This window comes from Mesorhizobium sp. WSM4806, from assembly GCF_055811635.1.
The window spans coordinates 157,523-168,549 of the sequence record NZ_JBVVQZ010000011.1; the positions used below are offsets into that span (position 1 = coordinate 157,523).

The 11,027-nt window shown below is 64.2% G+C and carries 15 protein-coding genes; 10 read left to right on the top strand and 5 right to left on the bottom strand.

Features of this window, described 5'->3' with window-relative positions; all coding sequences use genetic code 11:
- Positions 1–21 precede the first annotated feature (21 nt).
- The gene (locus tag AC0L2M_RS18340; RefSeq protein WP_473535520.1) at positions 22–2,103 is read left to right on the top strand and encodes an ATP-dependent helicase; all 2,082 of its coding nucleotides are present in this window, start codon (positions 22–24) and stop codon (positions 2,101–2,103) included.
- A gap of 159 nt (positions 2,104–2,262) precedes the next feature.
- A complete protein-coding gene (locus AC0L2M_RS18345) occupies positions 2,263–2,565 on the top strand; it encodes a DUF982 domain-containing protein (protein ID WP_023800658.1) in 303 nt (100 codons plus the stop codon).
- Positions 2,566–2,648: 83 nt separating this feature from the next.
- On the opposite strand, the gene AC0L2M_RS18350 is transcribed toward AC0L2M_RS18345, so the two are convergent.
- A complete protein-coding gene (locus AC0L2M_RS18350) occupies positions 2,649–3,161 on the bottom strand; it encodes a DinB family protein (RefSeq protein ID WP_473535521.1) in 513 nt (170 codons plus the stop codon).
- 91 nt (positions 3,162–3,252) lie between these two features.
- On the opposite strand from AC0L2M_RS18350, the gene AC0L2M_RS18355 reads away from it, so the two are divergent.
- The 4 genes from AC0L2M_RS18355 to ndk all read left to right on the top strand — a co-directional run bounded on the left by AC0L2M_RS18355 (position 3,253) and on the right by ndk (position 5,804).
- Complete coding sequence (locus tag AC0L2M_RS18355; RefSeq protein ID WP_473524200.1) at positions 3,253–3,954, top strand: glutathione S-transferase family protein; 702 nt, start codon at positions 3,253–3,255, stop codon at positions 3,952–3,954.
- Positions 3,955–4,103: 149 nt separating this feature from the next.
- Positions 4,104–4,739: a 5,6-dimethylbenzimidazole synthase gene (bluB, locus tag AC0L2M_RS18360; RefSeq protein WP_023800661.1), complete on the top strand. Its 636-nt coding sequence runs from the start codon at positions 4,104–4,106 to the stop codon at positions 4,737–4,739.
- Positions 4,740–4,872: 133 nt separating this feature from the next.
- A complete protein-coding gene (locus AC0L2M_RS18365; RefSeq protein ID WP_023800662.1) occupies positions 4,873–5,169 on the top strand; it encodes a DUF1905 domain-containing protein in 297 nt (98 codons plus the stop codon).
- A gap of 212 nt (positions 5,170–5,381) precedes the next feature.
- Positions 5,382–5,804 carry a nucleoside-diphosphate kinase gene (ndk, locus tag AC0L2M_RS18370; protein WP_023800663.1) on the top strand — a complete coding sequence of 141 codons (423 nt, stop codon included), beginning with the start codon at positions 5,382–5,384 and terminating at the stop codon, positions 5,802–5,804.
- A 133-nt stretch (positions 5,805–5,937) separates the two neighbouring features.
- Here the strand turns inward: ndk and AC0L2M_RS18375 are convergent, their stop codons facing one another.
- The gene (locus tag AC0L2M_RS18375) at positions 5,938–6,702 is read right to left on the bottom strand and encodes a YbaY family lipoprotein (protein ID WP_473535522.1); all 765 of its coding nucleotides are present in this window, start codon (positions 6,700–6,702) and stop codon (positions 5,938–5,940) included.
- A 282-nt stretch (positions 6,703–6,984) separates the two neighbouring features.
- On the opposite strand from AC0L2M_RS18375, the gene AC0L2M_RS18380 reads away from it, so the two are divergent.
- Genes AC0L2M_RS18380 through AC0L2M_RS18395 form a run of 4 tightly spaced genes read left to right on the top strand, consistent with a single transcriptional unit; the run spans position 6,985 to position 9,579 of the window.
- On the top strand, positions 6,985–7,308 hold the full coding sequence (locus tag AC0L2M_RS18380; protein WP_128172761.1) for a BufA1 family periplasmic bufferin-type metallophore: 324 nt from the start codon (positions 6,985–6,987) through the stop codon (positions 7,306–7,308).
- 27 nt (positions 7,309–7,335) lie between these two features.
- Positions 7,336–8,265, top strand: a complete 930-nt coding sequence (bufB, locus tag AC0L2M_RS18385) for an MNIO family bufferin maturase (RefSeq protein ID WP_023800666.1) — start codon at positions 7,336–7,338, stop codon at positions 8,263–8,265.
- A complete protein-coding gene (locus AC0L2M_RS18390) occupies positions 8,252–9,052 on the top strand; it encodes an HvfC/BufC N-terminal domain-containing protein (RefSeq protein WP_473535523.1) in 801 nt (266 codons plus the stop codon). The genes bufB and AC0L2M_RS18390 overlap by 14 nt, the downstream gene beginning before the upstream one ends.
- A gap of 2 nt (positions 9,053–9,054) precedes the next feature.
- Complete coding sequence (locus AC0L2M_RS18395) at positions 9,055–9,579, top strand: DoxX family protein (RefSeq protein WP_128247623.1); 525 nt, start codon at positions 9,055–9,057, stop codon at positions 9,577–9,579.
- A 34-nt stretch (positions 9,580–9,613) separates the two neighbouring features.
- On the opposite strand, the gene AC0L2M_RS18400 is transcribed toward AC0L2M_RS18395, so the two are convergent.
- The 3 genes from AC0L2M_RS18400 to pgsA are packed head-to-tail and all read right to left on the bottom strand — an operon-like array spanning position 9,614 to position 10,959.
- Positions 9,614–10,102 (bottom strand): molybdenum cofactor biosynthesis protein MoaE, encoded by a 489-nt coding sequence (locus AC0L2M_RS18400; protein ID WP_023800669.1) that lies wholly within the window; start codon positions 10,100–10,102, stop codon positions 9,614–9,616.
- A gap of 1 nt (position 10,103) precedes the next feature.
- Positions 10,104–10,361: a molybdopterin converting factor subunit 1 gene (gene moaD, locus AC0L2M_RS18405; RefSeq protein WP_023800670.1), complete on the bottom strand. Its 258-nt coding sequence runs from the start codon at positions 10,359–10,361 to the stop codon at positions 10,104–10,106.
- A gap of 1 nt (position 10,362) precedes the next feature.
- Positions 10,363–10,959: a CDP-diacylglycerol--glycerol-3-phosphate 3-phosphatidyltransferase gene (pgsA, locus tag AC0L2M_RS18410; RefSeq protein WP_027152639.1), complete on the bottom strand. Its 597-nt coding sequence runs from the start codon at positions 10,957–10,959 to the stop codon at positions 10,363–10,365.
- Positions 10,960–11,027 lie beyond the last annotated feature (68 nt).

Consider the following 11,027-nt stretch of genomic DNA (forward strand, 5'->3'; position numbering starts at 1 on the left):
AGAAACGATGCTTGATGGGCAATGAACCTCGCTGCCCGTGATTCGACCTTCCGGCCTGCCTACCTCGCGAAGCTGAATGCCGAGCAGTGCGTTGCCGTCGAGCATGGCGACGGCAAGGTCGCCGGGCCGCTGCTGGTGATCGCCGGGGCCGGCTCCGGCAAGACCAGCACGCTGGCGCATCGCGTCGCGCATCTGATCGTCAGGGGCGCCGACCCGAGGCGCATCCTTTTGATGACGTTTTCGCGTCGCGCCGCATCGGAATTGACCAAGCGGGTCGAGCGCATCGCCGGCGAGGTGCTCGGCCGCGACGCTTCCGTCATCACCGATGCTCTCACCTGGGCCGGCACGTTTCACGGCATCGGCGCCAGGCTGCTGCGCGACTATGCGCTGGAGATCGGCCTCGATCCGGCCTTCACCATCCATGACCGCGAGGATTCGGCCGACCTGATGAACCTCGCCCGGCACGAACTCGGCTTCTCGAAAACCGAAGGCCGTTTTCCGACCAAGGGCACCTGCCTGGCGATCTATTCGCGTGCCGTCAACGCGCAGGCGCCGCTCGGCGAAGTTTTGGGTTCGGTGTTCCCCTGGTGCGCGGGGTGGGCAGAACAGCTTAAGGCGCTGTTCGCCCGATATGTCGAGGCCAAGCAGACGCAGAACGTGCTCGATTACGACGACCTGCTGCTCTACTGGGCGCAAATGGCCGGCGAGCCGGAAATATCGGCGCATCTGGGTGGGCGTTTCGACCATGTGCTGGTCGACGAATACCAGGACACCAACCGGCTGCAGGCCTCGATCCTCGCGGCGCTCAAGCCGGACGGATCCGGTCTGACGGTGGTCGGCGACGATGCGCAGTCGATCTATTCGTTTCGCGCCGCCGAAGTGCGCAACATCCTCGACTTTCCAAAACAGTTCGCCCGGCCGGCCGAGATCGTCATGCTGGAGCGCAACTACCGCTCGACCGAGACCATCCTGGCCGCCGCCAATGCGGTGATCGGCGAGGCCTCGGAGCGCTTTACCAAGAACCTCTGGTCGGAGCGCAAATCGACCGAAAAGCCGAAGCTGGTCAGCGTCCGCGACGAGGCCGAGCAGGCGGGTTACGTCTGTCAGGCGATCCTGACCGAGCGCGAGGCCGGCACGGCGCTGAAGGCGCAGGCCGTGCTGTTTCGCGCCTCGCACCACAGCGGGCCGCTGGAGATCGAGCTGACGCACCGCAACATCCCGTTCGTCAAGTTCGGCGGGCTGAAGTTCCTCGACGCCGCCCATGTCAAGGACGTGCTGGCCGTGCTGCGCTTCGCCGAGAACCCGCGCGACCGCGTCGCCGGTTTTCGCGTGCTGCAGCTTTTGCCCGGCATCGGCCCTTCGGCGGCTTCGCAGATCGTCGACACCATGGCGACGTCGCTCGACGAAGCGATGGGACTGGCGCGCTACCGGCCGCCGCAACGCGCCGCCGACGACTGGCCGGGTTTCGTCGCGCTGTTCTCGCAGCTTCGCGCGGGGTCGGGGAAATGGCCTGTTGACCTCGAACAGGTCAGGCTCTGGTATGAGCCGCATCTCGACCGCATCCACGAGGACGCAACGACACGCCGGGCCGATATTCTGCAGCTCGAACAGATCGCCTCGGGCTATGCCTCGCGCGAGCGTTTCCTCACCGAGCTGACCCTCGACCCGCCGGATGCAACCAGCGACGAGGCTGGGCCGCCGCATCGCGACGAGGACTATCTGATCCTGTCGACCATCCATTCGGCCAAGGGCCAGGAATGGAAGAACGTCTTCGTGCTCAACACCGTCGACGGCTGCATCCCGATCGATCTCGCCGTCGGCTCGAAGGAGGATATCGACGAGGAGCGCCGCCTGCTCTACGTGGCGATGACGCGGGCCAAGGACGGCCTGCACCTGGTCATGCCGCAGCGCTTTTTCGTCCACGGCCAGGCGGCGCGCGGCGATCGCCATGTTTACGCCTCGCGCACCCGCTTCATCCCGGCCTCGATCCTCGGCGCCTTCGAACAGACATCGTGGGCGAGCGTCCAGGCCAAGGATGATCCGCGCCGCCAGCCGCAAGTGCGCGTCGACCTTGGCGCCCGCATGCGCGACATGTGGAAATAGGCCGCTCTTCGGCACGACGCTCATGCCACGGAGCCTGGTGGCGAAAAATCAAATTTCGGCAACATGGAACCTGATGCCGCAATCCGCGTTTCTGGGCGTCCTACCCCCGGTCGGAGAGCGGCGTCCGCCCGTCACCTCCGCCCAATTCGAGAGGCCAGAATGCACGATAAGACATTTTTCACCCCGGTCGCCGTAACCGTCGGCGCCGGCCATAAGCGCATGATCGCTTCGCTGTTCGACATGCATGAGTTCCTGACCGAGTTCCCGCCATCGCGGCGACGCCTGAGCTATGGCGCGGCGGTGAAGGCCTGCGAGGCGGCACGCGCTGGCGAGATCTCGCCCGAGGCCGCGCGCGACGCCCTGACCACCTTCGCAGTTTCGGCAGGCATTCTCTGGCCCTCGGCGCAGCCGGCAGTCTCGGTCAAGCCGATTTCCCGCGGCCAGGGCGGATACGCCGCCTGACTGGCCAGGCCTGTTTATAGCCCGTCGAAGTTGCTGTTCGCCTTCGACGGGTTTCCTGTCAATTCGATCCGGATGATCCCAAATCATGCGTAGGCGCGGCCCTCTTCGCTGCGCTGGAACAGCGTCAGGTCGAGCGGCACCGAAGGCCGGCCGAGAATGGTCAGGATCGCGTGCGCCTGGCCGCGGTGATGGGTCTGGTGATTGAAGAAATGATCAAGCGCCGGCGCCAATCGCTGCGAGACGGTGCGCATGTCGGAGACGGTCATGTAGGAGAAGCGACCGGACAAAGCCTTGTCGTTTGACGCCCCAACCCAGTCGACGATCCTTTTGTCTTCGGCCTCGCGCGCCAGCCGCAAGCCCGGCAGGGCGCGGTGCAGGACCGTGTCGAGCCTGGCCGGCGCGTCGCCCTCGCCGGTAAAGCGCCTCATCCAGATGCGATCGGCAGTCAGAATATGGTTGAGCGTGCCCATCATCGAGCCGAAGAAGACCCCGACGTTGCGGTGAAAATCTTCCTCGTCGAGATCGGCGGCGGCATCGTAGATGCGGCTATTGGCCCATTGATTGTAGGCCGCAAACATCATGAAGTGCTGTTTCATCGTTTTTTCTCCGGCCCGCGAGACCCCGTTCCGGGTGCTTACCGCAAGGCCCGCAACCTCGCTCTAGTAGACCGCAGGGAAGCTGCCGCCAATGACCATTCTGCTCTATGATCTCGTCGGACGCGATGGCGCCCGTCCGTTCAGCCCGCATTGCTGGAAGGCGACGATGGCGCTTGCCCACAAGGGCCTCGATATCTCAACCGTGCCGACACGCTTTCTCGAAGTGCCCACAGTTGAAGGCGGCGTTTCAAAACTCGTTCCGGTGATCCGCGACGGCGAGAAGGTGGTCGCCGATTCTTTCGCCATCGCGCTCTATCTCGACGAGGCCTATCCAGAGCGACCGACATTGTTTTGCGGCGACGGCGGCAAGGCGATGGCGCGCTTCGTCGAACGCTGGTCGCAACTGACCATCCACCCCTATGTCACCACTGCAGCGATCATGGACCTGCACGCCATGCAGGACGAGGCCAACGCCGCCTATTTTCGCCAAAACCGCGAGCAGCGCTTCGGCCAGAGACTGGAAGAGGTGGTGGCGGCGCGGGACGCCGGCCTTGGTGCCTTCCATGCCTCGCTGGAGCCGTTGCGCTCGATGCTTGCCTATCAGCCGTTCATCGGCGGCCAATCACCGCTGTTTGCCGACTACATCGTCTTCGGCGCGCTGCAATGGGCGCGCATCGCCTCGCCCTACCGGTTGCTCGACGACAGCGATGTGGTGGCGCAGTGGTTCGAGCGCTGCCTCGGCCTGCATGATGGCCTCGGCCGCAAGGTGCCGGCGGCCGCCGCCGCGGCATAGGGCAGTAGGGCAGTAGGGCAGTAGGGCAGTAGGGACTAAGGAAGTAGCGGGGGCGCGCATTCCTACTCCCCTACTGCCCTACTGCCCTACTGCCCTACTGCCCTACTTCCTTACTGCCCTACTCCTTTGGCAAAGACAGTACGAACACCATGACGTCAGACCCGGAATTCCCGGACGATTTTCGCGCCGATCTGGCCAATCTCTTCCTGTGGCGGCGGGATGTCAGGCGATTCAGGCCGACGCCGCTCCCCGAAGGCGCGCTGGAGCGGCTGCTTGACGTCGCCAGCCTTGCGCCCTCGGTCGGGCTGAGCCAGCCTTGGCGTTTCGTCATGGTCGAGAGCGCGGAATGCCGCGCCGCCGTCAAGGCATGCTTCGAGCGCTGCAATGCGGAGGCGCTCGCGTCGTTCGGCGGCGAACGCGCCGCGCTCTATGCGCGCCTGAAGCTTGCCGGCCTGAACGAGGCGCCTTGTCAATTCGCTGTCTTCGCCGACCGCGGGACGCAACAGGGACATGGGCTCGGCCGCCTGACCATGCCCGCGACCATCGAATATTCGGCGGTGATGGCGATCCATACTTTTTGGCTGGCGGCGCGCGCCGAAGGAATAGGCATGGGCTGGGTCTCGATCCTCGACCCGGCCGAAATGGCGACGATCCTGGACGCGCCGCCGGAGTGGACGCTGATCGGTTACTTCTGCGTCGGCTACCCCTGCGAGAACCACAGCGTGCCGGAACTGGAGCGGGAAGGCTGGGAAGTCCGGCGCGCTTCGATGGTGATAAGGCGGTAGTGCAACGGCAACGCTGCCATCCTCCCTTGCAGGGGAGAATGGATATCAGGATGATTTCGCCGATCGCCGGCGTTGCCGACAAGACACCACGGGAAAGCCAGCCGTGACGGCCTTGATCTGAGGAAGGGCACAAATGTTTCGCTACGACGTGCAGGCCGAGATCTGGGTCTATCCAGGCAAGGGCGGCTGGCATTTCGTGACGCTGCCGCCGGAGCTTGGGGCACGGATCAAGACGGCAATGGCGGGGATGGCACGACCCTGGGGCTCGCTTGGCGTGGAAGCCGTTATCGGCCAGACCAGATGGCGAACATCGCTGTTTCCCGACAAGAAATCCGGCAGCCTGCTGTTGCCGATCAAGACGGCGGTGCGGGTCCGCGAAGGCCTTCGGGCTGGCGACACGGCCAAGCTGACGATCGAGATGAAGTTATGACAACATTGGTTTTGGCTGACGGCGACACGCTATGCGGCGGCTAAAGCACGTCGGAGACGCGCTTAAGTTCTTGTTTTTATGCATGTCGTGATCGCAAAACCGCTGCGCACTCTTGCGCGACATGCATTAGCGCCAGCCCCTTGGCAAGCCGGCGGGCGGCTTGTATAGAGCCCGCCACCGTGAATTCCACTCTCCATCACAAGGACGACCCCATGGCGCTCGAACGCACCTTTTCCATGATCAAGCCGGACGCAACCCGGCGCAATCTCACCGGCGCCATTACCCAGATGCTCGAAGAAGCCGGCCTGCGCGTCGTCGCCTCGCGCCGGGTGTGGATGAGCCGCCGCGAGGCGGAAGGTTTTTATGCTGTGCACAAGGATCGTCCGTTCTTCGGCGAACTGGTCGAGTCGATGTCGTCGGGCCCAACGGTCGTGCAGGTGCTGGAAGGCGAGAACGCCATTGCCAAAAACCGCGACGTGATGGGCGCCACCAACCCGGCCAACGCCGCCGAAGGCACCATCCGCAAAGTGCACGCGCTGTCGATCGGCGAGAATTCCGTGCACGGCTCCGACGCGCCGGAGACCGCCGCGCAGGAGATCAAATACTGGTTCTCGGACACCGAGATCGTCGGCTGAGCCGATAAGTCACCACGTCATATGCAAAAAGGCCGGCGCAATGCCGGCCTTTTTCGTTGCGGCGATCCGGCACCGGACGCCGGGCGCCGACACCCGCCAACTGCGCGTGATGCTCAAAAACCGAAACCGGTTATCAGCTCGCGGCGTTGAAGCGCAGGATGACGCGGTCGTCTTTGTCGACGATGATGAGCTTGCCGGCGTCGACGTGATACGATGCCGCCTTGGCCAGCGCCTCGAACAGCGCCTTTTCCTCGGCCATAGTCTCGGGCGCGCAGGCCTTGAACGTCGAACCGATGTCACTGATGGCAATCGTCGAACCATCGACTTTGGCGGTGGCGAAGTAGACGTTGCAAGGCCCGCTGCCTCCGGCCTTGCCGGCCTCGTCGATCCTGAACGTCGCCTGCGGCTCGGCGATCACACCAATGCCGTCGATATGCTCGATCAGCCAGCTCTGCCCGACCACCGGGGCCGACGCCGGCTGCTCGCTCGACGTCACCATCTTCAGCATGATGGTCTGCGGCGCGTCGCTCAGTGGATCGACCTGGTGGCGCATATCGGAGATGAACAACAGCCTGTCGTCGACGGTGATGCGCGCCTGCAGCGCATAGGTCATATGAGGCCGGATCACCTGGGGATCAAAGCTGATCTCGAACTTGATCGGCACCTGGCCGGCCGGCGCCACCTTGCGCTCGCCGATGACAGCGGCCGTCGCGTCGGCCAGCGAGACATCGGCAAGCTGCACGGAAAGCACGGCTTTCGGCGGCAGAGCGATGCGCTCGCGATACATCACCTCGCCCTTCAGGGTCTTCTCGGCAGCGACTGACAGCTCAGGCACCACCAGTATACCGACCAGCGGCACGACACCGAAGATGAAGAACTCGGTGATCCTGCCCAGCATGATCCTGCTCCCCATAATGCGCCAAACTGGTCGGAAGGTCTCGCAGGATTGCGGTGGTTCCGTGGCGCCCCACACGGGCTGTTCACACGGCGGTGCCTTCCGGCGGCTCGTTGCCCTGTGGTCGGCCTCCTTGGCGTGACAGGCGAAATATTGCTCACGCCAGGTCCCCATGCGATCACGAAGTCGTGTTCCAAAAAGATGTAACGCAGGGAACCTCCGAACCGAACTAACCATGCGCGCTTGAGGAACGGCGCGCGCAACAACCCAAGCGGAGGTGAAATCATGTCAACAAGATCAACCGTGAGCACGGCCTTTCTGGCCGGCGCCGTTGCCACGGCCCTTGCTTCTTTTGCGACGGCCGCGCCGCTGTCCGAGGCAGAGGCCAAGGCAGCGATGGATGCCGGCAAGGAGAAGTGCTTTGGCGTCGCCCTGAAGGGGCAGAACGACTGCGCGGCAGGACCAGGCACCACCTGCCAAGGCACCTCGACGGTCGATTACCAGGGCAACGCCTGGAAGTTCGTCGACGGCGGCACCTGTACGACGATGGACCTGCCCGGCGACCGCAAGGGCTCGCCCACGGCGCTGACCCGCGACGTCCCGTCCTAAGCAATGCAAGCTGCCCGGAAAGCGGAGATGAAGATGAACGGACTGGCCCCGGCATCCCGCATATCGAAAACCTCGCGCTTTCCGGCGCACCCGATCGCCGGCCTTGCCGGCACCAGTTTCAAGCACGGGCATCTGCACGCGATCCTTGGCGACGGCCCAAAGGACGGCTTCTTCGAGGTCCACGCCGAAAACTACATGGGCACCGGCGGTCCGCCGCACGATGCGCTGACCAGGATTCGCCGCGACTATCCCGTTTCGCTGCACGGGGTGTGCATGTCGATCGGCGGACCGCGGCCGCTCGACAAAGTGCATCTCGGCCGCTTCAAGGCGCTCGTCGACCGCTATGAGCCGGCGCTCGTTTCCGAGCATCTCGCCTGGTCGACCCACGACACCACCTATTACAACGACCTGCTTCCCCTGCCCTATACGCCGGCAACGGTTTCGCGCGTGGCGGATCACATCGATGAAATGCAGGAGACGATCGGCCGCCCGATCCTGCTCGAGAACCCCTCGACCTACGTCCTTTTCGCGGAATCGACGATGAGCGAGACGGATTTCATCGGCGCGCTGGTGCAGCGCACCGGTTGCGGCCTGCTGCTCGACGTCAACAATGTTTTCGTTTCGGCCACCAATCACGGCTATTCAGCCGTTTCCTACCTCGCGGATTTCCCGCTCGATCATGTCGGGGAAATCCATCTGGCCGGGCACGCCGAGCAGGAGGATGACGAAGGCGACCTGCTGCTCATCGACAGCCATGACGGTCCGGTCGCCGACGCGGTCTGGAAGCTCTTCGATATCGTCATCGGCCGATGCGGACCGCTGCCGACGCTGATCGAGTGGGACAGCAACATTCCCGACTGGCCGGTGCTCAAGGCGGAGGCCGCCGCCGCCCAAGCGATTCTCTACCATCACGGCGACAGCCACCATGTGTTCGGAAAAGCCCATGCCGCAGGATGAGCTCCAGTCGGGCGATCTTAGCCACCGGTTCGACTATGCCACGGCATTCACCGCCGGTTTGCTCGATCCTGACCGTGCCCCGCCTGACGCCGTCTCAGGGCCGAACGGGAAGGCGGCAGTCAAACGATACGCCGTCTACCGCAACAACGTCACGGTCAGCCTGATCGATGCGCTGGTCGCCAGCTTTCCAGCGACGCTGCGCATCACCGGCCCGGACTTCTTTCGGGCGATGGCGCGCTTCCATGTCCGCGAAACGCCACCCACTTCGCCGCTTCTGTTCGAATACGGCCGCGACTTTCCCGACTTCATCGAGCGCTACGACTATGCGCGGCCGATGCCATGGCTGGCTGACGTGGCGCGCCTGGAGCGGGCCTGGCTCGACGCCTATCATGCCGCCGACGCGGAACCGCTGGCTTGCGTAGCACTGGGCTCGATCCCGCCCGAACGGCTGGCCGATACCGTGTTCGTACGGCACTCGGCAACGCATGCGATTCGCTCGCGCTATCCGGTCGTGACGATCTTTGCGGCGAACCGGCGCGACGGCCCCGTCGGGCGGATCGAGGCGGACGGCCCTGAAGATGCGCTGGTCACGCGGCCCGGGCTCGAAGTGTTTGTTCGCCATCTGCCGCCCGGCGGCGCAGCTTTTCTGGATCGTCTAATGGCGGGCGAGCCGCTCGGAGCGGCGGCCGCGGCAGCATTTGCGGAAACTGCCGAATTCGACCTTGCCGCCAACATTGCCGGCCTGCTGCAAGCAGGCGCCTTCACAGCGGCAGACCAGGGAGGGTGAGCATGACGAACCATGGATGGAACGCCAGCACCGAGCCGCGAGGGGCTGCCACCCTCGTCGAGAGGGTGAATGCCGCGCTGCGCACGAGTGCCACACCTTCGCTGACGCAACTCGTCCTGCGCTGCGCCCTCGCTGTCCCGTTCTGGCGGTCCGGCGTCAACAAATGGGACGGTTTTTTGCAGCTGAACGATGTGGCCGTGCTGCTTTTCAGTTCGGAGCTCAAGCTGCATCTGCCCGGCGGCCCCTACGATTTTCCCGCGCCTGGGCTGGTGGCCTTCGTCTCAGGATCGGCGGAAATCTTGCTGCCAATTCTCCTCGTTCTCGGCCTGGCGACACGCCTGGCGGCATTCGGCCTGCTCGTGATGACGCTGGTCATACAACTCACCGTGCCGGACGGCTGGCCGCTGCACATCACCTGGGCGGCGATGGCGCTCGGTATCATGGCGTGGGGACCCGGCCGGGTTGCGCTCGATCACTGGATCGGCACTGACAAGGCTGATGGGAGGCCGAGGGGTGATCGGGGTTGATGTGAACCTCGCCCTCCAGCGGTGACGCGAAGCATCAATTTCGTTTCGGCACGGCCCGCTTCCAGCGGCTTGCGGCCTCGTCGTCGGCCTCCTTGGCATCGACCCAGCCGCCTTCCGAGCCGTCGGTGTGGTGTTCCTTCTTCCAGAACGGCGCGCGCGATTTGAGATAATCCATGAGGAAGTTCGCCGCCTCGAACGCCGCCTGCCGATGCGCGGAGGCAGCGACCACCAGCACGATGTTCTCACCGGGCGCGATCCTGCCGTGGCGATGGATGGCGGTGAGCCCCTGCAGCGGCCAGCGCTGAACCGCCTCGGCGGCGATGCGGCCGATCTCGGCCTCGGCCATGCCGGGATAATGTTCGAGTTCGAGTGCCGCCAGCCTGCCCGCTTCGTCGCGGCAGAGACCCGAGAAAGTCACCACGGCGCCGATGTCGGCGCGGCCTTGCGTCATCCTGGCGATCTCGGCGGCGACATCGAAATCCTCCGCCTGGATGCGCACCGTCGGCACCACCGCGCCGGGCATTTCAGCCACCCGTCATCGGCGGGAACAGCGCGATCTCGCGCGCGCCTGATATCTTCTCGCGGTGCTCGACATGTTCCTGGTTGATGGCGACGCGGATCACGTCAGGATATTGCAGCGCGTGCTCGTACTCCTCGCCGCGCGATTTCAGCCAGCGCAGCAGGTCGGCCACCGTCTCGATGCCGGCGGGCAATTCGACGTCCTCTTGCGGCTTGCCGATCCGCTCGCGCACCCAGGCGAAATAAATGAGCCTCGTCGACATGCTACTCGTCCATGATGTGCTTGAGGCCGGCGCGGAAATAGTCGTAGCCGGTGTAGAGCGTCACCAGCGCGGCGATCCACAACAGCACAAGCCCGACCTGCGTGGTCAGCGGGAAGATCTTGTCGCCGGCAGGTCCGGCGAGCAGGAAGGCGATGGCGATCATCTGGATGGTGGTCTTCCACTTCGCCAGCTGCGTCACCGGTACCGAGACCTTCAGCGCCGCCAGATACTCGCGCAGGCCCGAAACGAGGATTTCGCGGCACAGGATGATGATCGCTGCCCACAGCGACCAGCCGGCGATGCCGGCATGCCTATCGGTATCAGCCGCCAGCAGCAGCAGGCACGTGGCGACCAGCAACTTGTCGGCGATCGGATCGAGCATCTTGCCGATATTCGAGGTCTGCTGCCAGGCGCGCGCCAGATAGCCGTCGAAATAATCGGTGATCGAGGCGAGCAGGAAAATGACCAGCGCCGACCAGCGGGCGAAGTCGCTCGACTTCAGATGCCCTTCGAGAAAAAAACACAGCACAACCAGCGGCACCGCGAGGATGCGGACGTAAGTGAGCATGTTGGGCAGGTTGAATGCGCGCTGGGCCATTTCTTTGGAACTCTTTCTACCTGCCTACTCAAATCAGAAGCGAATGTGGGGGGTCAACAGATGATAGT